The organism is Acidovorax sp. 93, from assembly GCF_003633835.1.
Classification (GTDB): Bacteria; Pseudomonadota; Gammaproteobacteria; order Burkholderiales; family Burkholderiaceae_C; genus Acidovorax; species Acidovorax facilis.
In genome coordinates, this window is sequence record NZ_RBIT01000001.1 from 2,200,509 (window position 1) to 2,224,928 (window position 24,420).

Consider the following 24,420-nt stretch of genomic DNA (forward strand, 5'->3'; position numbering starts at 1 on the left):
CCTCAAACCTGAGGCCCAATAGAAGGTGCCATGACAAGCAAACAGCCATACCCGGAAGAATGTAAAATCGAATCGGTCAAGCAGATCACGGAGCGGGGCCACCGCGTGGCCGAGGTCTCAGCCCGAATAGGCGTCAGCCAGCACAGCCTCTACAAGTGGATCAAGCTCTTAGAGGTGCCTGCACCTGAGCGGCAGGCCCAGGCGTCCCAGGCCGAGGAGTTGCGGCGCTTGAAGGCCGAACTCAGGCGTGTGACAGAGGAGCGCGACATCCTAAAAAATGGCCGCCGGGTACTTTGCCAAGCAGTCCGGGTGAGGTACGCGTTCATGGACAGCACGAGCCGGAACACAGTGTGCGGCGCATGTGCAAGGTGATGCAGGTCCACCCCAACGGCTATTACGCATGGAGGGCAGAACCGCAGAGCCCGCGTGCCAAGGACGACCAGCGCCTGCTGGGTTTGCTCAAGCAGGCGTGGCTGGAGAGTGGTGGTGTCTACGGCTATCGCAGCGAGGCGAGTTGGATCGAGAGATGTTTTTGCACATGTACCGACCCATTGGCGAGACTCGGTTGAGCTATGCCCGTATGGATGGGCGCACCATGGTCGCTCTAGTCCAGTTCATCCCGTGCGATCCTATCGAGGGTGACCCATGCTTCAACATTGGATGGGCTGTCGAGGAAACCCACCGAGGTCAGGGGAAGGCCCGCGAAGTGGTGCTTGCTGCCTTGAGGGAAATGCGAAATGGATTCACCCGAGCGGGGATGAACGCGTTCTGGGTGGAAGCAATCGTCGGGGAGGACAACATCACCTCCCAGAAGCTGGCCGAAAGGGTGATTTCTCCGCCCGCCAGCAAGAGCACTGACAAAAATTCCGGTGATCCCATCGTTCAATACCTGCCTCTCATTGAAGCGCAGTCGGAGCTGTGACCATGACCGAGTCAGAGCCGCGCCCCAGGGCCTTCGTCCCTCAGCTCATCCAACCAGGCGACATTGTCCTGACGACCACACCCGGAAGGATGAGCCGGAAGATTCGGGCATTTACTGGTGCGAACATCTCCCACGCAATGGTTTGCGTAACCAAGTCGAGTGTCATTGACTCCACGGGCGATGGCGTTCATGCCCGAAATCTCGAACGCATTGTCCTTGAAGCCGGTTGTGCTGGCCATGTGCTGCGACCGCTGACGCCATTGACGGCCGACCAGTTGCGCACCGTCATCTCGTGGGCCCGAGCCGCGGTGGGAACGCGATATACGATGCTGGAAGCAGGCAAAAGCGTGCTTGCTGGGTTCGTTGCTGGGAGGAGGCAGTTCTGCTCTCGATTGGTCGCGCAAGCCTATCGGGAAGCTGATGTGCACCTTGTGTCCGATGCAGACTTTTGTCATCCCGGCGAACTTCTGAGAAGTCCACTGCTCGTAGAGGTGCCCGATGTTTTGCGAGAACTGACGGCAGAACAGGAGGCGTATCGACGTGAGGCCATGGATCATGTTGAGGCCATGCGCGAATCGACCAACGCGCTTCTCAGGTGCGCTCGAGAGATGTCTTCTTCCATTGAGTCGCTCAACGACATTGATGCCTACCTAATAGAGCATCTCGAGTCGGACGATCACCTTGTCGAAGCACTGAAGTCATCAAGGTACCTTGAACTTTGGCGCGATGAATTTGAACGGAATGCTTGGCAGTACAACGTTGCATTGATGGAAGGGCACGACGGCTCGACCGAGCGAAAGCGTCGGTACTGCGAGGAGCTTCTGGAGGACGAGAAGCTTGGGCAAAACCGCTTTGTCCAGAACCATGCCGGATACGTGACGCTCAACGCCACCCACCCGCGGCAATACTTCGCCTTGAAGGTTGACCTGTATGACCTCCTGGCGTCGCTTCATGCTCGGCGCGTCAAGGCGGCGACGGAATGGCTTGAACGGAGAGAGTTGATTGAACCTGTTGTTCAAGAGCTCTTGAGGCCACACACTCCAGAGTGGTTCGAATCGCTTCGCGCATGGAACCCAATGCATGCTGCGCAGGCCGAAGCGTCAATCCAGGTCGCGGGCAGTGCAGATGTATGCACAGTCTGCGCCGATGACCCTGCCCTCGACTACGAGCTTGTCAGCATTGTCCGCGTTGGCCCCGGAACTATCCGGTTGTGCGATTTCTGTTTCAAGCGCCGTTCGGCCGACGGGCCGATGAGGCCTTTCTGAGTTGCAAACTGAGGCGGCCACCGGCCGACTTGGTTGGGCTACGTCGCAGCCTCGGTAAACGGTTGCGCGATGTTTCGCCACTTCTATGCGGTATCTGGCTAAAAAATGCGGCGTTATCTACGCTATATTGAAAGCTCATCAAATCGGCACGCCGCGTAATGTGAGGTTGCGGTCTCTATTCCAGAATGAGGTGTTGTGACGCAGTCGTTCCCGAGCATTTCAGCCGCACAGTTTTCCACTGCTCTTGCCTTGCGGCCCAACCTCGTGGCCTGGTTCCTTGGTGCTGGAGGCTCCGCCGCCTCCGGAATCCCCACCGGCTACGACATGATCCGGAACTTCAAAGCAGAAATCTTCTGCCGAGAAAACAACCTATCCCCCAGAGAAATCGACACAGGCGACCAAGTTTGGCTTGAGCGGATCGACCGCTTCTTTCGTCAGACCTCCATCCTTCCACTGGATGGCGATCCAAATGAGTACGCTGCAGCCTTCGAAGCGGTGTATCCCCAGCCACGGCACCGTCGCCAGTTCATCGACGACGCTATCTCCAAGGGCACTCCGTGTTTTGGACATCGTGTGCTTGGCAGCCTGATCGCTGCCCAGAAGGTCGACTGTGTTTTCACCACCAACTTTGACCCACTGGTCGAGGATGCTGCGGGTGCAGCTAACAGCCTATTGCCTGTCGAGGACCGCGCGCGTCCAACGGTTGCTGGCATTGACTCAGGCGAACGGGCGTCGCGATGTCTGAGGGAATCTGATTGGCCGCTTGTGGCCAAACTCCATGGTGATTACCAGTCCATCACCATCAAGAACACAGGGTCTGAGCTTGAGCAGCAAGATGACCGAATGAGGCATGTCTTGGTAGAGGCCAGCCAGCGCTTCGGCATGGTGTTCGTGGGGTACAGTGGCCGTGACTCGTCCGTGATGGAGGCCTTGACGTCGGTGCTTCGGGAGCCCGATGCTTTTCCCAACGGCTTGTACTGGGTGACTTCTTCCGCCTCGAAGTTAATGCCTGCAGTCACTCAGTTCCTGGAGGCCGCGCATATCGCTGGCGTGGACGTCGCTGTAGTTGAGTGCAATACTTTCGATGAGCTCGCTGCGGATGTCATCAAGCGGGTCGATCTGCCAAAGGTCCTCATGGACCATGTCATGCAGACGCACCCGGAGCCACGCCTGGTTCCTGTGGTGCTTCCAGAAATAACCGCGCTGCAGTTTCCGGTGCTCAGGTACTCCGCTGTCCTGATTGAATCCATACCAAGAGCTGCTCGGCGAATTACCCTTGCTCAGCCCACTACAACGCCGGTTGTGCGTACCCTTCTAAGGGCCCATGGATGCAAGGCCGTCGTAGCCGCAAACGGCCGCGAGCTAGCTGTATTCGGGAGCGACGAGGAGGTGATGGCGATACTCGGCCCTGATGGCGCGAAGCTCGATGGAGCCATCGTTCTCGATCCCACCCGAGACAGCTGGGTAATGGGTCTCATCTACGATGCGTTGGTAAAGGCGTTGTCGCGATACCGCCCTCTCATCCCTCGTTACAAGAGGTCAGGTCACTCACTGGTCGTGGCGACGCAGAGGGAGGGGGGTGACCCCGAGCGCATTCGTCGGCAAGAGCAAGACCTCGCTCAGTTGCGGTTCGCATACGGGGGCGCTGTCTCAGGCACTGTACAGAAGCTCGGCTTCCCTTTCCAAGAGGGCATTTTCCTGAAGCTCGAGCAAATCGAGGGGCGCTGGTGGTGCGGCTTCGAGCCCTACACGTTCGTTGACATTCCGCGAACTCCGGAGGCGCATAAAGGTGCGCATGGCGAGGCGGCCACTGCAGAGCGCGATGCGCTGGGCCGGTCCTTCGACGCGAGAGGAGGCGATCCCGCTGGTGATTGGCGTAGAGAGCGCTGGGCACAGAAGTACAACAAAAACTGGGCGTCCATCATCGATGCATGGACCAAACTACTGACCACCACGAGGGATGGTTCAGTACGTGCGTTCAATCTTGGAGATGGCGAGGGTGTAGATGCTGCCTTTTCGCTCTCTACGTTTACGGGCTGGAGCCGGCCGGCTCACCAGCACGACTACTTTGACAGGACCAAGTGATGGCAAGCCGTGCTCAAGCATCCCAGCTCCCGCCATTTACGCTCCTGGATGAGCCGTTGCTCTCCTTCTCGCCATCTGACACGCAGCAGCGACACGTACATCCGCTTCGTGGCTTGGCAAAGTTTGGGCCTTACTCTAAGGGCTCCTTCAGCGGCTACACCTCGGAAGTGCGGATCGCGACCGTTGGACCCGAAAGCGCCTTCCGCCGCCGTGGCGAACTGATGGCGTCGCTGCGCAATCTGCATCGGCCAATTGACCGCACCGAGTACGTTCCTGATTACCCAGGCTTTGAACCGCTCTTTGGAGTGAGGTTGGCGTCGGCTCCGGCTGCGCAGCACATTAAGTGGCCGGATGCGGTCAGCCAGCTTCCGGGCTCGGGCGATCTTCAATCGCGGCTGGTTCAGGCGATGGAATCGGCCTTACGGCAACTCGACGCCGCACGCCACGGATTCGACGTCGCTTTGGTCCACTTTCCTGACTCTTGGGCGCAGGCGACACGCACGAAAACATTTGACGCGCATGATGTGCTCAAGGCCCTGGGGGCGAAGTACAACATCCCGACTCAGGTTCTGAATGACCGAGCCTTTACCTTCCCATACAAGGCTCAGCTTGCTTGGCGCCTTGGCATTGCGCTCTACGTTAAGGCGGCGGGTACGCCCTGGAAGCTTGTGCCGCTTGAGGGCGTGCCAAAGGACACCGCATACATAGGACTTGCATACGCGCTGAGGGGTGACCAGCGAGATGCGCACTTTGTTACCTGTTGCTCCCAAGTCTTCGACATGGACGGTGGTGGCATGCAGTTCGTGGCGTTTGAAGCGCGCGATCCCGTGGTGGACCTTGCCGAAGCTCGCAGGAACCCGTTTCTGAGCCGTGATGACATGCGCGCCGTCATAGCTCGAAGCTTGGGTCTCTACCAAGGCAGGAACGGTGGACAGTTGCCAAAACGACTGGTGATCCACAAGACCACTGCCTTTAAAGAGCAGGAGATAGACGGCGCCTTTGATGCCTTGGCCGGTGTGCCTGAAATTGAGTGCATCGAAGTAGGGGCGGCCTCATGCTGGAGAGGTGTGTGGCTAATTGAGTCGGGACAGAGAAATGCACCTACCAAGCCATCCGGGTACCCGGTGCCTCGAGGCACTATGGTCATTCGCTCGGGGAATTCAGCGCTCGTTTGGGTGGCTGGAAACGCCCCGCAAGCTTCTCCAAAAGGGGACTACTACCAGGGCGGTAAAAGCATCCCGAAGCCGCTGCAACTGATTCGACATGCCGGTAGTGGGTCACTAGAGCTAATCGCCCATGAAGCGTTGGCCCTGACGAAGATGGACTGGAACAATGATGCCCTGTACGACCCCGTTCCTGTAAGTATCCGGTACTCCCAGAGACTGGCACGGACTATCGCCAACGTGCCGGAGTTGCCGGGCAATGTCTATCCCTACCGACTTTTCATGTAAGCAAGGCGGCGAGAAGTTGGCTTTACGGCCTGCGGGAAGCAGCCTCTAGATAAGGCTGAGCTGGGGAATCTAGCCAAAGCAGGGGCCTTTAGCCGCATGCATTGCCGTCAAGGATATGGTGTTGACCCGGTTCCGTGGACACATTATTTTTTGTCCGCATGAGGTTTCACCGAACTAACGAATGACCGTTATCTTCCTATAGCGTCATTCTGTCCGCAGCAAGCGACTAACTGCAACCGCTGCAGAGTAGACGCCCCGCCGCCATACCAACCGAATAGCCGAACCTGCTCAGGTCACTCACTCCCGTTCGGCGGCCTTAACAACATCCACGGCTCCACATCGAGTGCCTGCGCAAAGCGCTCGATGTTCGACAGCGACACATTCCAGCGTGAGCGCTCCACTGCTGACACATACGTCCTGTCCAGGTCGCACTCCATCGCAAGCCGCTCTTGCGACCACCCCTTCTCCACTCGTTTGAGGCGCATCCAATAGGCCAGCACGTCCCGAAGATTGTTGGGATCGGGCATCGAAGTGGGAGCTTTTGGTTTAGCGGACACCGAGTGAGGATGCTTTTCTGATAAATTTGCATCTACGGTGTTTGCTTCACATATAACTTTCCAAAACGACTCCAGGAACGTGTGCCAGGGAGCGTGCCTGTGCTCTGCTTGGAGCTCGCGTCGCCTGTATCGACCCCGCACTTTCCACCGGGGGCCGGATGAGAAACCCACCTGCCGCCGCAAAGCCGACCAATTACTCAACTCGCGGTAAACGCGACGCTATTCACTCAAGACGCAGCATCGAACTGCCAGCAATGCAATGGAAGAACAAATCCAAGAAATCCTCGCGACCTACCGGTCCAGCATCAACGACGACAAGATCCTCTTCTCTCCCCACATCCCACCCAAGAAGCTGACAAACGCCGTCTCCGAGTTCGGTGGAAACGACGGCGTGGACGATGTACTGGCGTTGATCGACAACACTGTCTTTGGCAATGCCAAGGACGGACTGCTGTTGACCCGATCAGCCCTGCATGTGCACAACATGCTGGAGGCGCCTTTCCATCTGCTCCTCAGTGACATCAAGGATGTGCAGTTTCAAGGGGGCCGACTGGAAAGCGTGTTAACGATCAACGGCACCTACGTTTTCAGGTCGAACGTACCCAAGAGCTCCAACGTCGCACTCTTCGCAGAAATGCTGACCGCCATCGTTGACACCGTCAAAAGGCATGCGTCGAATGCCTGCCCTTCTCAAAGCGCCAAAGAGTCGCTTCGGGAACTGAAAGAGCTCTTCGATGAAGGCTTCCTGACAGAGGCGGAATACACCCAAAAGCGCCAGGTCCTGGTAGCGCAAATCTGAAAGTCATCTCGATGAAAGCCCTCCTGCTGCTCTTAATCCCCATCTACGCCCTGCTGTGGTTGATCTGTTTTGGTCACTGCGTCGTCAAAAAGAAGCCCATTGGCTTTTTGATCTTGATCTTCTCGAACCCGTTCGCCCCCCTGGTGTACTACGTGTTCTACCTGCGGAAATAGCGCCCCTGGGTACGCTGATTCTCAAAGCCCTGGCGACGTGCAGCAACGTAACATGCCGCGCCCCATGCCCGTATCTAGATGACCTGTGCCGGAGCTCCGGCACAGGTCATCATGTCAGTCAACCAAACTCCGATCAGAAGGTACGTCATCCTAGTCTTGGGCAGGAATCGGGCTCTTGAAAGCGGGTGACACCGACGCTACGGCAGAATTCCATGCACTACCCAACGCCTTCACTCATGGCTGTGCTCAGTTGATGGACAACGAGGCTGACCACATGGTAGACATGAGGCCAGCCTGATTTGCGGCCGTATGGAGGGCCTGTATCACTTCCAAACTGATCTGGGCGAGCAGTACCGAGGTCCACAGCGAGCGATCCTCCTGTGTGAACCGGCTTCGATGGCGCTGAGATACTCATCCACGCAGCATTGGATACCTCATACCGTACGTGTTCCCCGTTCAACGCCTCTATTTTTAAACCATGGATTTATGCGGCCTAGTGGAGAATAGGCTAAGTCTGGCTCTGGGCGCACCAACCACTCAAATTGCCACCAATGGACCGTCACTTCATTTTTCGCAACTACTGGTGGATCGCGCTCCTCCTCGGAGGCTTGGCCATCCTGCTTGCAATCTTGTTCGGAGGCTCCGACCGCATGGGGCTAGTGGCCTCCGCAATCGCTGGCACACTGGGGTTCTGCTACTTCGTCCACCAACAGAAGCTTGCGGAAACTGTGCTCTTCCACCAACTGTTCACGGCCTTCAACGCACGCTACGACGTTCTCAATGGCAAGCTCGCCTCGCTTATCGAGAATGAAGCACTTGGCGGGGTTGAGCCACTGTTGCCTCTTCAGCGTGGCTTTGTTGTTGACTACTTCAACTTGTGTGCGGAGGAGTACCACTACTTCAAACTGGGCTACATCCCTCGAAATGTGTGGCGTTCGTGGTGTCGCGGCATGGCTTGGCATCTCCGGCAACCATGCATTAAGGCTGTCTGGTTCGTCGAAGTGAAAACCGATTCGTTCTACGGACTGACTTATGAGGCAATCCTTAAAGGAGCAGAGTTTTCAGATGGCCCGACCGGGCCCCGAGCGAAAACATAGTCGCAACATGCGCTGACCGAACAGCCCAGATCTAGCCCTCTATGCTCAGACCTAGCTTAAGTGACCAGCACTGGCAGTCGGGATATGAGCCAGTGGCGCGAAGTGACAAGAAATAGCAGTGAAATGCACAAAACCGCAGGATTAGCCCCACGGCGAATACTAGCGCACACCCGATTGACCACTAGAGAGAAAAAATGGGAATTCTTGATATTTTCAATAAAGAAAAGCGTACTCTGGCGTTGGAGAAAATCGAATACGAGGAATGCCACAAAGATCGACGAAGAGTAATCGACTCTTTCAGAAAGAACGCATTTGATGAGTTTGCCTTCAAGTATCCAGACGCGTCTCCCCTCATGGATAGGTTCAATCCGAATTTCATGTTGTTTCACAAGGAAAGCAGAATACTAAGAGTAGGCCAATTTGCCGACTACTACGCACCATTCCTTCACCACGTGGGGACAGACGATGATTCTCTAGAAAGACGGGCTGTAATCGCAGACTACAAGCGCCAGATCAGCAATCGTGAGGGTGTTATCGGCCCAGACTCAGTAAAAAAGTTCAAGGAGCTCACCAAGTACAGTTCTAAAGAATGGGCGAAATCGTTTTGCGAACGAGGATTTGTGCTTACAGGAGCACTTGATAAAGAATATGGATGGATCTATGGCGGTGCTTTGTTTCTGGATGGAGTGCAGATCGCAAAGGCATCCGTCTGCAATCCGAAGCCAGCCAATTATTTTTCCGAAAAGTTATTTGAAAATATTATAAAAAATAAAAAATCGACCCCAACTGGATTCTCTAGCTTAGTGCTTACGATGGGAAGAGGTCATGTTTGCTATTCGCCCAGCAAATATCATCATGAAATCATCTTTGACAATACAATTATTCGAGATAAATCAAAAATACAGCCTGTATACAACGACCCCATCATTCTGCTCCGTAATTTTCTGTGTGCCATTGAAGGTGAATTTAGCAATCCAAATTCTTTCAATATCAATAAAATGGATTTTGTGACCCAACAGTGGGAGGAGTTGTTCGACTCCCATGAAATGCCAGAAAAGGATGACTCCATTGAATCCGAATATCCTTTCTAAAAGGAGGTTCAATTGTGGTGGGGCGCTCCACAGGCGGCACGGAACGGGCTTAGACGGGTTTTCCTGCCCCTAACGCCCGCGTTTTGGCACCAGTGTGAACGCTCAGAGCGTCTTCTCGATGATCTCCATTTGGCGGGCAATCTCGCCATCGATATCCAGGCGGCGCGCCTCTTCCGTGGTGATGAGGGATTTCATCATGCTCAAGAGGGCCACGTGCTGAATGCTCACGCATTGCTGCTTCATGACCCTGGAGACCACAGCAAAGGCGTTTTCTCCGAGTCGATCAGTATCCCGCCCCATCTTCTTCCATTTATTGAATTTCGCTTCGGCAAGGATCCTACCGTGCTCCTCGCACGACTTCGAAATATCCGCTAGCTTTTCCCTCATCACGTCCTCTGTGCGCTGGCTCTGTTGAGCGCCTGGCGCCCCCACCATGAACAGCAACACTAGGCTGAGCAGTGAATGCACTGCAAACTTTAGATTCTTCACAAACTCATCTTTCGAATTGGAGTGACCGTAAGGCTCACATGCGAATATTATGTCCAAAGACCAGAAGGTGTCGCGCTGCGACTTGACCAACATAGTCGTAGTGACAAGCCACCTGGGCACAAGCTGCTCAGATACCCCGGTGGAGCAGCCTCTTGATCGATCGCGCGCAATCCTGGTCCAGTAAAAATCCCGAGCCTCCGCAAGCATCCAAACCGTCAAGATGGACTACTTGATTGCAGATGCGGGGACTGAGGCCCAGCAACTTAGAAAAGAAAAAAGACCACCCCAGCCAAAGCCAGGGATGGTCACTAAGACGATGGTTGTCCGAGGTCATCAAGCCCGTCACCAAGGGTTCAGCCTGAGCATCAGCACCCGCACCACCTCCACAGCAGTCCAACTGCCATACAGGCTGCGCAGTTGCCGATGACCGCTGGATACCGGTGAGGCGGACTCCAAGGATGCAGCCGGACCCAGTCGCATCCCATACCCGCATCCCCAGACCGCCTCCAGCTCCTGAGGCAACAGCAACACCGACCGTGGCTCAAATCTGCCGCCTGGTTTTGCCGAACCCCCTCTGTTTCCGGGACCTTCCAATCCCTCCAGCCCGGCCACCACACGCCATTGCCAGTGATCCGGCTCGGGAAGTCTATTTGTTCCACTGAGTTCAGACTTCGGCTTGAACACGGAATCCCTTCGGCGCCGCCAAGCCAGCAGCGTGATGCCTCCCTCTTTGCGACAGGCTTCCATCGCATCAAGATCCAGTTCCGCACTCTCCAGAAAAGAGATCTCTGAACGAAAGTGACCTGCCGTTGGCTTCCGGGAAGACTGCAGCAGGCGACGAACCCACTCCGTGATTCGCTCATCCAGTTGAGTTCTCATAGTGGCCTGTGCTGCCTCATGCGCCCCCGGTGCGTCAACGTCCGTGTCCCCCTCGTGGATCAGTGCATTCGCTACGCGTGCCAAGCGTCGCACCCGGGGCCGCCACTGAGCCGGAGAGACCTCAGGACGCAACAGACATGCCGCCTGCCAAAGCGCCGTCCACAAAGTGTGGTGAGCGTCTGGTGGTTCTTCCAAAGGGCATGCCATCGGCAAGCGGAACATGGAAGTGTTGGGCGCAGCATCCTGCAGCGAGGGCCAGGCCATGACCATCGGCTCTGTCTCCCACCGTAGCCCCGCCGTGTACACCTGCACCAACGATGCAGGGAAGCTGGCGCGCGACCTTCCTGCTTTGTCAGCCGCTGCCATGGCCCACCCCTGCATCCACAACCGATCCCGAGCGCGCGCCGACGGGCGCCATGCCCTGGGCCTTCAGCCGCTCTCCCAGCTTCTGGCCAAGATTGCGGTGGGGTCCAGATGGCCTTTGTCGTGCGCTCTGCGGCTGCGAGGACCCGTGCCCGACATCTTGAGAGCCCTGGTCCAGTCCGTCTCCTGAGCTCCCTTCCACGTCCGGATAAAACTCTTCGACCACGGCAGCCCCATCCTCCTCGGACTCCTCAAACTCCCCAAGCGCAAACCCGGCCATGGCCGCTTCATCCAGCGCCGTCTGGTCCATCCCCGCCGCCTTGCGTGCCTCCCATTCGGCCCGGGCACTCGCGATGGCATGCGCCAGCGTAGTCTCCGCCCTGAGCGTGAGGTCCACGTAGTAGATCGGCGTGCGGTGCGACAGCGTGGTGGACTTCCCGCGCAAGCGCAACTCCAGTGGCAAGGTAGATAACAAGCCCCCTGACAGCGCATGGAAGTACCGCAGCCGTGCAGAGAGGGTGCGGATGCTGTTGAACCCGGTGGTGCGCAGCACAAAGCTGCCCAGTTCATCAGTTCCTGTTCCCTCCACGTCGATACGCACATTCAGGCGTCCATAGGGCTTGCAGTTGCCGCCTTCGGCCAAGGGGCATGCCTGTGGTGACGGGCATGCAAAGCTCTGCATCCCGGACAGCGTGGCCCGCTTGCAGGTCTCCCCGTTGCCCACACACAGGGGCCGTCCTGTGGTCCGGTCAAACATCGTGTAGTTTGCCCGCAGGCTCAGGTCGGGATCGTCGAACAGCAGGCGCACGGGAATGCTGCGCAGCTTGGTGTTCTTGTCCTTGCGCAACTGCTCATCGAGCGGATGGTTCACCCAGCCATCGCGGTTTTGCACCTGGCTGGTGATGGTGAATTCGTCATCCTTCTCCGGCAACCGCTTGCCGTTCTTCTCCACGACTTTACCAATCGATATCCGGCCAATGACCGGGGGTGTCAATGCCAAACCTTTGAGCATGGTGATTCCTTTCGAGACAAAAAGAAGCGGACCCGCACCGATCTGGTGGAGGTCCGCTGTGAGTAGTAAATGGATATGGGGTGTGGGGCTCTGGTGCCAGCCTGACCCAGCTACTGCTGCACCAGAAACCGCCGACTGCCCGGCTTGGTGAGTGAATAGGCCTGTGCCAGCTCAGGCCGGTCCTTGAGCAACTGCGCGGTATCCAGGGCGGTTCCGTCCTTGCTGCGCTTCCAGGACACTTCCCCGGTCTCGAACAGAGCCCGTGTGGCTTCGCCCATGCGCTGCTGAATGCGTTGCTTGAGCTGAGCTTCCAATGCGGTCTGGATGGTGATGACCTCCCGCACCGCCAGCAGGTCAGAAAACACCCCCGACATCTCCAGGTCGGTCGAGAGATCCAGCTTGGTTCCGCTGTCCCGGGGATAGAGACAACGCAGTGCCAGGTCCGCAGAGTCGGAGCCATCGGCCGGGGGCTCCTGGTCCCGCTCCACGTAGCCCCAGAACTGCTGCTCCAACTGGATCAGCTGCGCGATCATCTCGGCGTCCCGTTCGATGCGGAACACCTGCAGTTCCTGCCCACCCATGAGCACGGCCACATCGGCGGCCTGTTTGCCGGTCACGGCGAGTTGGTGCATGACCTGCAGTTGCACATACTCGGGCACACCATCGCGCCACAGCCTGGCCCCGTTAATGCCTGCCGTCTTGCATTCCAGGATCTGGACGTACGGAGCACCCATGACCTCCCGGTCGAGGTTCGCCAGCATCCAGGGATGTTCAGGGTGCTGCAGCACCGCATTGACGCGCCGCACCCGGTTGCCCGTGCGCCGGGTGTAGTGCGCCGCCACGATGGGTTCAAGCAGCGTGCCCCAGTAAATAGGGCTCTGGTCGTCGTTGGGATCGACCACCGGCAGACCGGCATCGCGCCCGGTCTTCTCCATCCACAGCTGCAACTGGGACTTGTAGGGATGCAGGCCGACAGCAGCGGCAGCGTCGGAGCTGCCGATACCGCCCTTGCGGACTTCCAACCAATCCTCGCGCTTGAGGGTGTTCGTCTTGACCAGCTTCAAAGCAGGCCGGGCCTTGGTGGTTGCCGAGGAAGACGGCGCAGAAACGGAATCCGTATGAACAAAGGGTTGAGACATGGTGACTCCTTGGATGTAGAAACTCCCGCACAACAAAAAACCCCGGTCCCATTCAAGGGCCGGGGCTTTGCTGCGGAAGGGGTGGAAAGAATGGAAGGAAGGCTCTTTTGCTTCGGCGCTTTGGACCGTTGAACCCGGCGCTCACGATGCCAACTGCAGCGCCTGCTCCAGCGCCCGCTGCTTGAGGGCTGCGCCCTGACCGAACCAGGCACTGTCCAGCCGGTATTCCTGGCTGCGAGCGCGCCGCTCGTGGTCCACGAACTCGGTGACGGCGCACAGCAGACCCCAGGCCGTACCCTTGGCGGCCTGCAGTTCAGCACCACGGCCCTGGCCCTCGTACATCGCCTGCACCTTCTTGAGGGCACGCTCGTTCGTGAGACCCATGGCCTGATCGGCATGGGCATCCGTCTGGCACAGCACCTTGAGGAAGTAGTTCATGGACTCGTGGCTCTTGACCTTGCGCTCCGAGAGCGTCTTCATGCGGTACATGAAGCTGTCCCACTGGGAGACTGCAATACCCAATTGCTTCTTGACTGCCTGGGCATCGAAGGTCGTGCTGTGGGGCACCTTGATGGCGCTGGTCGCACCACTTAGGGCAATGGACAGGGTGTTGTTGCAGACCACCCGGATCGTGGTGGGCGTGGCGGTGGTGGCGAGACTGCCATCGCAAGAGGTGGCCAGCAGCAGATAGCCGTTGACCACATCGTTGCCCTTGAGGGCCGAGGTCTTGCCGGTGCGGGCCAGCGCCCAGAACTTGCGACCGGCCTTGAGGACACCTGCGGTTTCCAGCTCGTAGCCAGAGACCTCCGTGAGATCGCGGTAGAACTCCAGCACTTCCTTGGGCTGAACCACCTGGTAGCGGCCCGACACCACGGACAGCGGCGCCTTGGTATCGCTGCGGTACAGCACCTTCTGGTCGGGAAACTCCATGGCTTCGCCGTAGAGGTTGGAGCTGTCGTCCGTGGCCAGGTAGCGCACTGGCGTCTCCCGGATGTGCCACTGCATTCCAGCGGCCTGGGCCCATACGTCGATGGGTTGTTTCTTGGGCAGGGCATTGCCCAGTTGGTGCCAAGGGGTCTGGCCGACATGGGCCATGGTTTCGATAAGGTGGGACATGAGGAGTCTTTCGAAATGGGGATGGACAGAGATGGAGAGAGATCGAGAGAGGAATGAAGGAAAGAGCAATGGCCTTCAGCCGAGGCAGTTGGGGGAAAACAGGGTCAAGAACGGGAGGAGCCCGTGAACACCGCCCCGCAGTCCTGGCACTCGCAATTGCCGAGGTAGTGCGCGTCAACGACATCGCCCAACCGGCTGCCTGCAACTGAGCCCGCAGTGGCGCCGAGCAGGCCGCCCAGCAGGGCGCCAGCGATGCCTCCGAGGGCGATGCCAACGGGGCCAGCAACAGCGCCGAACGAAGCTCCGACCTGGGCACCAGACCACGTGCTGGCAGCGCCGCTGGCCGCTCCGGCGACACCGCCAAGGGTTCTTCCGGCATCGCGACCGACTTGGCGGGTGGTCACGTGGGTGGATTTGCAGATGGGACAAACAGTCATGGAAAGCTCCTTGCGATGTACGCAAAAAAGCCCGGGGCACGAGAACGTGCACCGGGCTTGAGGGTGGGTGTGAGATCAGACCAACGCGAGGCTGGTCTGGGTGGGGTTACCTGGATGGCAATAGGTATATGTGGAACTCAAGGGAATTCAAATGCAGCTGGATACAGCTCTGGGCTGCTTGCAGAGCTGATGGTCAGTGCTGGAATGCGTTTCTTGGCAGAAACTCCACACCTGTACGGTTCACGAGCTCCTGATAGCTGATTGGACGCCCCACTGTCTCACCTTCCCGGTTTTGCTGCCAATGTGCCCAAGCTCGTTGGGTGGTGGCGTCATACACCAGCTTGTAAAGGTAAGTTGGCACCTTCACTCCGTTGGCGCCTATGCGAGGACCTGCATCTGTGAACACCGGCCCCGTGATCACAAACACATCTCCCTTGGCACGTCTCACATAGTGCCGCGTGTCCTGTTCGATCTTGCTCCAGGCGCCACTGTTGTGCTGGGCAATCTGGGGAACCATGTTGGCCAGACTGAAACTTTGGACCATGGCCGTCGGTGTATGCATGTCTCCGGCAGGCGCCATTTGGCCTCGGCTGTCGCCCGAGTGCTTGTAGTCCTCCAGTTCCGCGCGTTCAGCACTGCGCAAACGCGTGTCTGCAAAGAAGCGTTTGGCCCGCTTTTCATCCGCTTCTTCAATGAGCCTGCGGTTCAAGCGCTGGGCTACATACACGGGCGTCTTGGTCGTGCCTGAGTGCAGCAACGCTGCAATCGCGGCTGGTGGCGTGGTCAGAGTGAAATGGATTCAGTGTTCAGGTGTGTCCGGAATATGCGTAACCCCGATCGGCGCCAGAAAACTCGAGGAATCGTGCAACTCCAGTCTTTCCAGGAGACAGGTCGCAGCTCAAAAGGCGTTCCGCGCAGCGTGCTACCTCCCCCTGCGCGATCCAACAATAATGAGCCCTTCAAAGGCTGCCTGTCCATACGGCAGCCGTCTGAATTACCTCAAAAAACCGCCCGGCAGAGAACCCATCTGGATACAGGGTGTTGTCTGTGCCTGGTTCCGCATGTTCCTCCGCCCCAGGATCAGGAGTGGCATGTCCAGCAAACAGCCCATGCGGGTCATTTAGAAGCCGCCTGTCGTCTCGCAGTGCAATCAGCACCTCTTCCAGAGAGACCTTGAGGAAACCTCGGAACAGTTGGTGATCCCACTCGATCGATGTATCAACAATCCAAGCCGTGACCGTGGGCGGGCTGTCCACAAGACCGAGCGCAGCCGTCAATTCCATGTCCCGTCCAAGCGCACGCTGGACAGCGGGGACCTTCCTGCTCAACTGCAGACCTGCCTTTCGCAGCGTAGAAGTTCGATGTGCCCACGCCTCCTTCACTGAGCGGCGTTGGTAGGTTGATTTGAGCTCCAAGACAAACACATGCCCGTCTCGGGCACAAATCAAATCGATTTCCCCTGCGTTGGCATCCTCTGTACCCAGTGCGGGGATCTCGTACCCGACAACCACGTGGAATCCACGCTCTCTGAAAAGAGCTCCGAGCCGTTCTTCAATTCGACGGGTTTCTTCCTTGGCTTCATTTCTTCGGGCACCCAACCGTCGAAGGTTATTGATGACTGCCGCAGAGTTGTTCTGTACAGCCATCATCCAGGGCAGCTGGAGCGAGAGTCGCCCCATTTTGAACAAGGGACGCTCTTGCCAGCGGGGACGCAACGTTGCATCACTTTCGCGCAACTGCTTCGCCATCGCAGCCCAGTCACATGTCATGAAGTCCAGGATTGCCTCTGCAGATCGTGCGGAGCCACTTGGATGCTCTGCCGTAGCCGTCCAAGGCTTAATGCGATCAACTTTGGCCGCTCGATCCGACCAGGTGAGCGGGAAGCGGTTTTGCATGTCGGGCTGAAGCAAGCCGCCAAATGCCAACCGACCCAAGGCGAGAAAAGAATTTCCTGTCTCGGAAAGGTACTGCTGATAGGGCCTGAGGTAGTCTTCAATGAAAAAGGCCGTCATCAGCTCGGTCGCCATCAGCACATGAAAGAGCGCTGCAGATGAGCCCGCGTCTGTTCGCACCTGCTCGGCCATGCCATAGACCTCTTGCAAGCGAAGCCATGTGCCTTTCGCCTTGGCCAGGGCCTGAAGATTGGCCTCAAGGTGCGCAGGACTTACGCGGGCTAGCAGGTCAGGATCGGCCATGACGGCATCCATTCCCCGGTACAACCAGTACTGGTGCAAGAGGTCGAACTTCTTGCCATCTCGACGCCACGCAGTCCGGGCGTCGGCATCCGCCTCGACGATCTCAACGCTATCTCCATTCCGCTCAAATCTAATGGAGTCGTCGCAACTGAAGGCGTCTGCAGATCTATCTTCGAATGCGTTCAGTTCGACCTGCGCGCCCAGTAATTCGAGAAATGCCTGATAACAATCGTGTCGCGGCCTCTCCCCAGACGGGAATAGAAATGGGATCAGATGCTGCCTCATTGACGAGGCGATAGACATTTCAGTCAACTGCACATCGGACGGATCGCAGTTGGAAAGTTTCCAGGCCAATATGTCGTCGATGGCATCCCACGCTTCCCGAGCATCGGGCATCTCCGGTTGGGACCGACCATAGACCAAGTCTGGTATTTGGTGCTCAAAGGCGAAAAGGCTGGCATAAATCAGCAGATCCAGAGGAGCAAGCTCGGACAAGGGCTTTCGAAGACGCTCCACTTCCTCTTGCCGTACTTGATGGGCTTCCCGGAATATGTGAAACACGCGCTTCAGTTCAGCGATCGCTTCATGCTGACTTGTATCGAGCCCGCTGATCTCCAACCAACGCGGTGAATCCTGTCGCATCACAAGGCCAGAGTGGCGAGCAGCCCACACAAGCACGTCGGGAGCAATTTTGGCTACCTGCGCCACGATCTCAGGGAATGCCAACCGGTCTTGGCCAAGGTAACGCGTTAAGGACAAGCCAAGAGGTTCTTGGCGCCAAACATCTGCGGGTAGGTCGTTCAAAAACTCCGAGTTCCAGAAGGCTGCTTGTCGATCTCCGCCACTCCACTTATGCCTACCTTGACCCGCCGGTTTTCCGTCTAGAAATGCTATCGCCGCTTCGTCCGCTGCGGCTGAGATCGTCAAGCCTTTCTCGCGGGCCGCTGAAAACAATGTCTCGTAGTAATGCTCGTTCATCACCTCATGCTATCTGGCTGAGATCGCGGTAATCTCAATACGAAGCGAAGAACTGATCAAGAACTACACAGCCCTCGGCACTAGTCCGAAAAAAGAACAGTCGCCGTGCGCTCACTGCCGCAAGTGGGAATCTGGCCAGGCTCCCTCTTGCGCGGCGTGGAAGAGACGCATTGCCACAGCGTTCAAACTGGGTGCGTGAAAGCCGGTGGCACTGCCCCATCCTCAGTGAGGGCGGGGGAAAAATCGCCTCCACTACGCTCTCGGCGGCGGCGGTAGGGCTCTCCTTGTGACGATTTATTGCGCTCATCCGCCAGTTCTAACGGGCACTGTCTGTAGGGCCCGACTTCGCTCCAGCGGGCTCTGTCGTCATAGAAGCGCGACAGCTTTCGCGTTGCCTCCATGGCATCTGGTCACTTTTCTGCAGCGCTTACGTGAGTCATGGTTTCGGCCTAGCGCGAGCCGCGCCGAAAATCCCAAGGGGGTACGGCGTTTGGTGCTTGCCAAAGGCCGCGTCTCACAGCTCTCGCCTGCAATTCGGCTTCAGCGTAGAGCTTCCTATCAATCACTGACTGTTCTTTTTCGTACCGCTTGTAGTGCCAGGCCAGCCCGGCCAAAACCATCGCCAAGTTAGCGTCTCTACCGTTGGCAACTACCTTGCCCAGAATGCGTCCATACCTGTCGTGCTTGTCCCATTCAACCAGCACATGCTTCTCAAATACCAACGCCGCTAGGTATTGTCGAGATTTGTTTCCATAGTCTTGCCGCTTTTCCGGAGCGTCAATTCCTGCCAGCCGAATCTTGTGCTGTACGTTCCGTTCATCGAGCACGGTCACAGTGTCCCCATCGTTGAGCGCTACGACCCGCCCTGCGAGTGTCGCTGCAATAGCTGGATTGGTCGCGAGAAAGAAGACCAATAAAAAGACGTATACGGCGTAAGCCCGGCCTGCCTGGAGAGCGCAACGTTGCGCCACGAGAAGCAACTCTTTCCCATGTTTAACCATCTGAAGCCGCTGCACTATCGACGCACCTCAACCTTGTAGAAATAATTCTCCACCATCAGGCGAGCGCGGTCCGACTGCACTGCGTCCGGAATCAAGCTCTTGAGCTGGACGTAGTGTCGGCATTCCGTGGTCTGCGCCTTGCTCCAGTTGAAAACGCCCTGGATTGCAGAAACGAACTTGCTGTATGAATGCGGTTCAGCGAGTGTCGCCGTAAGTCCAGGCAGCCCTTTTGCGTCTGCGTCTCTGTTAGCAGGCCATGCCGGCGTCACAACAACCGAATCCGCGCGAAGCTCAATGGCATAGAGAAACTCCACCTTGCCGCTTTCGTCGGCCCAACAGGGGGGGTAATCACGACCGCCGCGGGCATCGAGGCGCTTCTTTAGGAACGCCACCTGGCCGCGGAGGTCTGAGTTCTCCTTTTGCAAGCCTCCTGGGGTAACCCCACCCTGCGTCATCTGCCCGAAGCTTTTGGCGGCGGCCACAATATCCACAACTGCCTGTTTCTCGGTCAGCGCATTCGGTTCTAAGCCGAGCTTGGACTTCAGTTCCGCTCGAAGTACTTTCGTTGTCGCAATTGCCTGCTTGACCGCATCCAACGAAGACGTTGCGTCGCTTGGGTCGCTTGGGTCGCTTGGGTCGCTTGGGTCGCCTATTTTCCTGGATGGATTTGCTTTCGGTTCGGAAAGTTCTTTTCGAACAACAGCTTGGAGAGCGAGCGCGTTGGTTACTTCAGATTTGGCGATTTCGGATTTGTCGCCCGCACTCTGCTCAATCAGCTTTTTCAGTTCCGTAAGCGCAGTCAACTTCGCGTCTAAGTCCTCAACCTGCTTTTGAAGCATGTCGCGCTCTTCGCGGAGTTTTTGTGCTTCAACGAGCTTTGTAATCACATCGTCAGGCGAAGCCTTCCCCGCGTTGGCCAACTCGGTCACCAGCGCCGCCCGGGCATTGTCCAAATGCTGCTTCAATACTTCAGCCGAATGAAGCTGCGCCAACGTCTCTTCAGCCCGTTTTCGCTCTTCCTGCTCCTTAATCACCAGATAGCCAAGCAGCAACAGGAGAATGAAGACAATGCAGAAAGCTATTTCGGTGAGGGAAAGCTGGAATATTTGGTCGTTTCTTTGCGCCACGCTTGTGTACCGGTAGGAGGTTAGCGGACCTCAACGTCCGCATCCGTTTGCGGGCGGGGGCCTGCGCCTGCCGCAGGTACAACCTCAATTGGCGAATAGTTGTGGGCCTGGTCCGGGTGCGCGCGCTGCACGGTGGCCCTCAACGACTCAACCATCTGCGTGCCTATCGACGGAGTGGGATAAGCAGCCAAGGACGACGCCACCTCCACCGGACCTGTCTGCATAGGTGCGAGTGGTCGGCTTCCGTCCACCGGCTCCGCACGCCAAGCCACTGAGGCCCTCTCGCTCAAATGGCGCGTGAGCGAGCTGAGTTGCTCGACCGCAGCATCTACGCGCTTAATGCTTGCAGTAGCCGTTTCGCCGAGTGCTGAGAGGGTACGCGTAACCTGAACATCAGCCGCGGCCACAGACTCAAGCTTGCTAGCGGCCACCTCTGTAGCAGCGGCAGAGGTTGCCAATCGGTCGGCAGCTTGCAGGTTCGCATTGGCACCTTGAAGCAGTTTGTCAGCGGTAGACTCGGCCGCCGACTCCAGACGCGTAGCGAAAGCTGTGTAGGTTTGCGCAGCCGACTCCAGCGATGCCCGTGCTTGGTCGACGCTCTTGTGCTGGCTAGCCGTGGCGGCCATGAGTTCGTCAGCAACCTCTTTAAGACGGTCACGTACTTCCTGGCGGACGGCCTCGCTGTCAGAAACGACGCTGCGAATAGCGTCCCTGAGTTCAGCATCGTTGCCTTTAACATTTTCAAAGCCCTGTACAGCGCGTTCGAAAACGTTGTTGAGGGTTTGGAGAGTTGCACCCAAGCTTTCGAGTTTTTCCAGTTGCCCTTGAGCACTGTCCATGATGAGTTGCTGCTGCGTTGCAAGCTTTTCGACCGATTCAAGTGCAGATTCTGTCTTCGACGCCCGCTCTCTAAGCTTTCTAAGACTGAGGGTAAGCGCGGTAGTGCTTTCGCCCACGGCCTCGGATGCGTCAACGATGTGTCCACGAATCCCGTCAGCCGCGGACTTGAGCTGTCCGAGAGGATGCTCCAGATGCTTAGCGAAGTAGTCATCTGGGAAAGTAGTAGTGTTGAGTCGGTCGGTGACCGCATCGGTGAAAGCAACTACTTTGGACTCTATGCTTTCAAGGTTTGAACGCATACCCAGCGCGTACCCGTCCACCGATTCAGACAGACGCGCGCTAGCTCCTTTCACCTCATCCAGAGCCTGAGTAAAGGCTTCCCGGTTGCCCTTCATGAGAGCAACAAAAAACTGCGCCAAGCGTTCCGCATGGTTCTTTGAAAGGTTCTCTACCTGCAAATTAACGCGTTCCACGCTTAGACGTGCAGCTTGGTCGACCGCAGTCTCGAAAGCGTTGAGACGGTCAAGTGCAGCGCCGAGCTGGTCGCGGAACCTGAGAGAAGCCTCCACCACGCCCTCTTCTGCATTGTGGATGGCATCTCCCAAGTCCTTGCGGAAGGTAACCATAGCCACCCGCACTGATAGCCCCAGAACCGTACTCAGCATAGCTGCACCGAACCGCACCGCTATATCCTGAATATTGGTGCCGATGTTAGGCAGGTCAATCAGTGCGACAGATATGGACGCGATGGTGAAGATGAAGCCCAAGTAGTAGCAACTGTCCGCGAATTTTTCATCGCTCACCTCATCGTTGCGCCGGATAGCTCCGAGCCACATGTACGCGACCATCACTAGGAGCGGGAAGGTGAAACCCAGAATCCACGGGGACCGGAAATACCAACCGGCGAGCGCAGACACTACCTTGAGAGCGCAAGCGAGGATGAAGAGATTACGGACGTTGATATTGCGCATGAATCTGGGCCTCAGCCCTCCAAAGGTTGCACGGCGACTACCTGAGCGCCAGACTTCTTGAAGTACTCCTCCCAGAACAATAGATTTCTTCTGGTCTGAAGCTGCGGCGTATGTAGGAGATAGAGCAGTTCAACGTCTGCACCGCCCAAGTCGACCTGCGTCTTCTTGCCGTACGACGTTGCAGCAAAAGCAGGGTAGTCATATTCAGCTGCACTGCGAAACATCGAGAACTGGGGCGTGTTGTGCAGCATGTCGGAAAGCACGATGAAGCGACGTTCACCCTTAATGTCATGCTTGCGAAAGCCGTTAATGCCGACTAGCTGCACCATTTCAAGGATGGGCGAAGTCTTGGCCGCAGTGGTGGATAAAAGGGCTTCGGACTGCTTACGCATGGGCTCGACGAACTTGTGTTCATACTGCTGTCGCAGCTTCTTCAGATTGGCCGTCATGGCACTTTTGGCGGCGCCAGTGCCGGGGTTACAGAGCTCAACGAGAGGCTCCGCATTCGCCTTGAAGTCTTCACCCAGCACGAAAATAGACAACAGATAACCTTCTGGGGTCCGCTTTTCAATGATTTCTTTTAAGGTGACGGAGAACGCCTGCTTCTGGGTGAAATTAAGCGGGTCGGTCTTATCTACCAGCAACACATAGTGCCCCCGCGGACCGTCGTTAGGACAAAGCGTCACTTTGTTAAGACCAGGTTCTGCGTTGAGCATCTTGTACCCCACGCTTGCCACAATTACTACTATCAGCAGCAATAGGGCAGCAATCCAAGCGATAGTTGTGTTGCGCTGCCTGCGGGCATGTCGTCCAAGCTTGGCCACTATGTTCCCTCCTTGTTTGTGAAGTTCGCGTCCAAGGTTTTAAGCGAATCAAATTGCTGGCTGAACGACGCTTGGATTCGGGCCCTTATGTCCTGAGCTTCCGCCACAAGCGCTTCGACCATGTTCCTCCGGGTCTCCAAAGATGCTAGGTCGGGCTCAATGTCAAAGTTGGGGAGCGGTACCTGAGTAAGGGCTGGGTACTCGTCGAAGTAGGCAGGCCTGGGTACTCCGCCGCGATGTTTTTCGTTTTCAGTCCGGAATCGACGCAGGAGTGCCGACAGCGAATGGTCTACGTCATGCATCGCGGTTGAGAGTCGGGAAGCAGTGGTGCGCTTGTCTTCAATGCAATTTTGGAGACTCGCAATGACCCCCCTTGAACGACTGACTATCCCGTCAAACTCTGCGAGCGCTCCTTCCTTGAGCTGCTCTAATTCTTCACGGGCTTCTGCGAGATCTGCTTCGTACTCTTCAAGGCTCTTTTGTGCCCTGCGGGACGCGGAGCCATAGCCAGGGTAAAGGTCGTCACTGAAGAGGCCGTCCACCATCGCCGCCACGCCAAACCCAACGCTCAGTACGCAAAGAATGACAGAGAAAATGTCCGAAAACATCAACGGTTGCACGACCACCGACCGGAAAGCCACGGTGGCGGCGTTCTCGACGCCCGCTGTAAGACTGTCGCGGTAGTGCGTGGTAAGGAGCGCCATGCACCCAACTGACAGAAGGCCCAGTACGGCTCCTGCAATACCAACGAACTTTCTGGGCCAGCTTCGGTGAAACAGCTGACGCAATAAGTACTTCCCAACTACAAAGGCAAGCACCACGTTAACGGCGGCAAACAGCATCGCGATAACCAGGCCTTCGAGCCACCCCCCGTCGAGGCCCTGGGCAAATAGGGTCGCATTAGCCGCCCCCTCAATGAGGATGAAGATGCCTACGATGGCGAGCGCAAGGATGGAACGCAATGCAGATTGGTGTCGCGACTGCCGGGTAAGCCGGTTTAGGGCTCTGAAACTCTCGAGCTCCTCCTGATGAACCCTCGCCTGCATGCCTGACGCTCTCAAGCGCGCTTCAAAGTCGGCAAGACGCAGGTTTGCCTTTCGGTTGAACTCTTCATCCGCCTGACGTGCTTGGTTGACTTGCAGTGTCATCTGCTGTTTCGACATTGCTTCGCTGAGAACAGCCAAGCGCCTGACTGCCCAGTTCACGTTGCCCTGTCGATGCCGCTCGATCGTCCGGACAATGTCTGCCTCCGAACCCGTGAGCATCTTTGCGTCCGGTGCGGGGAGGCCCTTTTGACCCAGGTCCTTAGCCTTTTCCAAGAGGTCGAGCTCAATTGTGATCTGCTCTATATCTATCGGATAAAGGTCGGGGTGACCCAGCGCTTCAATTGGCCGTTTTGATGCCGTGAGCCAGTTCTTGAACCTATGCAGGATTCCCAATTTGCCTCGTCCTTTGTGTCGTATTCGAAATGCAATCCGCGCACGTAACATTCATATCGCAATCATTACACAATGCAACCGACCTCAGAGACGGAGCATCCTCCCCCGCATCGGGCGGTGCCGGGTGAACAGGGACTTGGGGTTGGCCCTGCTGGGCGTCACGTTGATCA

Annotated in this window: 21 protein-coding genes and 2 pseudogenes; 9 read left to right on the forward strand and 14 right to left on the reverse strand. The window is 57.1% G+C overall.

All coding sequences use genetic code 11. The features are described from left to right. Nucleotides 1–30 precede the first annotated feature (30 nt). The 5 genes and pseudogenes from C8C93_RS09935 to C8C93_RS09955 all read left to right on the forward strand — a co-directional run. Nucleotides 31–503: pseudogene (locus C8C93_RS09935) on the forward strand (transposase); the annotation flags it as partial. 23 nt (nucleotides 504–526) lie between these two features. Then, entirely contained in the window at nucleotides 527–922 is a 396-nt protein-coding gene (locus tag C8C93_RS25125; protein ID WP_233559307.1) for a GNAT family N-acetyltransferase, read from the forward strand. A gap of 2 nt (nucleotides 923–924) precedes the next feature. After that, entirely contained in the window at nucleotides 925–2,187 is a 1,263-nt protein-coding gene (locus tag C8C93_RS09945; RefSeq protein WP_121506768.1) for a YiiX/YebB-like N1pC/P60 family cysteine hydrolase, read from the forward strand. A gap of 195 nt (nucleotides 2,188–2,382) precedes the next feature. Beyond that, the gene (locus tag C8C93_RS09950; protein ID WP_233559310.1) at nucleotides 2,383–4,272 is read left to right on the forward strand and encodes an SIR2 family protein; all 1,890 of its coding nucleotides are present in this window, start codon (nucleotides 2,383–2,385) and stop codon (nucleotides 4,270–4,272) included. Continuing rightward, entirely contained in the window at nucleotides 4,272–5,723 is a 1,452-nt protein-coding gene (locus C8C93_RS09955; protein WP_121506769.1) for a nuclease PIN, read from the forward strand. Before C8C93_RS09950 ends, C8C93_RS09955 begins: the two co-directional genes overlap by 1 nt. Nucleotides 5,724–6,016: 293 nt before the next feature. Here the strand turns inward: C8C93_RS09955 and C8C93_RS09960 are convergent, their stop codons facing one another. After that, nucleotides 6,017–6,250 carry a helix-turn-helix domain-containing protein gene (locus C8C93_RS09960; RefSeq protein WP_121506770.1) on the reverse strand — a complete coding sequence of 78 codons (234 nt, stop codon included), beginning with the start codon at nucleotides 6,248–6,250 and terminating at the stop codon, nucleotides 6,017–6,019. A gap of 289 nt (nucleotides 6,251–6,539) precedes the next feature. Between C8C93_RS09960 and C8C93_RS09965 the strand changes: the two genes are divergently transcribed. The 4 genes from C8C93_RS09965 (at nucleotide 6,540) to C8C93_RS24965 (ending at nucleotide 9,440) form a co-directional block, all read left to right on the forward strand. Continuing rightward, nucleotides 6,540–7,079, forward strand: coding sequence for an SHOCT domain-containing protein (locus C8C93_RS09965; RefSeq protein ID WP_121506771.1), 540 nt, complete (start codon nucleotides 6,540–6,542; stop codon nucleotides 7,077–7,079). A gap of 11 nt (nucleotides 7,080–7,090) precedes the next feature. Beyond that, entirely contained in the window at nucleotides 7,091–7,252 is a 162-nt protein-coding gene (locus C8C93_RS25130; protein WP_158603262.1) for a hypothetical protein, read from the forward strand. A 551-nt stretch (nucleotides 7,253–7,803) separates the two neighbouring features. Then, entirely contained in the window at nucleotides 7,804–8,349 is a 546-nt protein-coding gene (locus tag C8C93_RS09970) for a hypothetical protein (protein WP_121506772.1), read from the forward strand. A gap of 194 nt (nucleotides 8,350–8,543) precedes the next feature. Continuing rightward, nucleotides 8,544–9,440 (forward strand): hypothetical protein, encoded by an 897-nt coding sequence (locus C8C93_RS24965; protein ID WP_147433751.1) that lies wholly within the window; start codon nucleotides 8,544–8,546, stop codon nucleotides 9,438–9,440. Between the two features lie 102 nt (nucleotides 9,441–9,542). Here the strand turns inward: C8C93_RS24965 and C8C93_RS09975 are convergent, their stop codons facing one another. The 13 genes and pseudogenes from C8C93_RS09975 to C8C93_RS10030 all read right to left on the reverse strand — a co-directional run bounded on the left by C8C93_RS09975 (nucleotide 9,543) and on the right by C8C93_RS10030 (nucleotide 24,250). After that, complete coding sequence (locus tag C8C93_RS09975; protein ID WP_147433752.1) at nucleotides 9,543–9,908, reverse strand: hypothetical protein; 366 nt, start codon at nucleotides 9,906–9,908, stop codon at nucleotides 9,543–9,545. Between the two features lie 363 nt (nucleotides 9,909–10,271). Beyond that, on the reverse strand, nucleotides 10,272–10,808 hold the full coding sequence (locus tag C8C93_RS24970; RefSeq protein ID WP_147433753.1) for a hypothetical protein: 537 nt from the start codon (nucleotides 10,806–10,808) through the stop codon (nucleotides 10,272–10,274). A gap of 352 nt (nucleotides 10,809–11,160) precedes the next feature. Next, on the reverse strand, nucleotides 11,161–12,183 hold the full coding sequence (locus tag C8C93_RS09980; RefSeq protein ID WP_121506774.1) for a phage capsid protein: 1,023 nt from the start codon (nucleotides 12,181–12,183) through the stop codon (nucleotides 11,161–11,163). 110 nt (nucleotides 12,184–12,293) lie between these two features. Continuing rightward, nucleotides 12,294–13,322 (reverse strand): YqaJ viral recombinase family protein, encoded by a 1,029-nt coding sequence (locus tag C8C93_RS09985; protein WP_121506775.1) that lies wholly within the window; start codon nucleotides 13,320–13,322, stop codon nucleotides 12,294–12,296. 141 nt (nucleotides 13,323–13,463) lie between these two features. Further along, nucleotides 13,464–14,438: a DUF932 domain-containing protein gene (locus tag C8C93_RS09990; protein WP_121506776.1), complete on the reverse strand. Its 975-nt coding sequence runs from the start codon at nucleotides 14,436–14,438 to the stop codon at nucleotides 13,464–13,466. Nucleotides 14,439–14,542: 104 nt separating this feature from the next. Continuing rightward, complete coding sequence (locus C8C93_RS09995; RefSeq protein ID WP_121506777.1) at nucleotides 14,543–14,875, reverse strand: hypothetical protein; 333 nt, start codon at nucleotides 14,873–14,875, stop codon at nucleotides 14,543–14,545. Nucleotides 14,876–15,068: 193 nt separating this feature from the next. After that, nucleotides 15,069–15,635 (reverse strand): annotated as a pseudogene (locus tag C8C93_RS10000) (DNA/RNA non-specific endonuclease); the annotation flags it as partial. Nucleotides 15,636–15,834: 199 nt separating this feature from the next. After that, nucleotides 15,835–18,048, reverse strand: a complete 2,214-nt coding sequence (locus tag C8C93_RS10005) for a hypothetical protein (RefSeq protein WP_121506778.1) — start codon at nucleotides 18,046–18,048, stop codon at nucleotides 15,835–15,837. A 449-nt stretch (nucleotides 18,049–18,497) separates the two neighbouring features. Next, a complete protein-coding gene (locus tag C8C93_RS10010; protein ID WP_233559311.1) occupies nucleotides 18,498–19,064 on the reverse strand; it encodes a thermonuclease family protein in 567 nt (188 codons plus the stop codon). Then, entirely contained in the window at nucleotides 19,064–20,176 is a 1,113-nt protein-coding gene (locus C8C93_RS10015) for a hypothetical protein (protein ID WP_121506779.1), read from the reverse strand. Before C8C93_RS10015 ends, C8C93_RS10010 begins: the two co-directional genes overlap by 1 nt. A gap of 20 nt (nucleotides 20,177–20,196) precedes the next feature. Then, nucleotides 20,197–21,987 carry a hypothetical protein gene (locus C8C93_RS10020; protein WP_121506780.1) on the reverse strand — a complete coding sequence of 597 codons (1,791 nt, stop codon included), beginning with the start codon at nucleotides 21,985–21,987 and terminating at the stop codon, nucleotides 20,197–20,199. An 11-nt stretch (nucleotides 21,988–21,998) separates the two neighbouring features. Next, nucleotides 21,999–22,811 (reverse strand): hypothetical protein, encoded by an 813-nt coding sequence (locus C8C93_RS10025; RefSeq protein ID WP_121506781.1) that lies wholly within the window; start codon nucleotides 22,809–22,811, stop codon nucleotides 21,999–22,001. Further along, on the reverse strand, nucleotides 22,811–24,250 hold the full coding sequence (locus C8C93_RS10030; RefSeq protein WP_121506782.1) for a hypothetical protein: 1,440 nt from the start codon (nucleotides 24,248–24,250) through the stop codon (nucleotides 22,811–22,813). The genes C8C93_RS10025 and C8C93_RS10030 overlap by 1 nt, the downstream gene beginning before the upstream one ends. Between the last annotated feature and the right edge of the window lie 170 nt (nucleotides 24,251–24,420).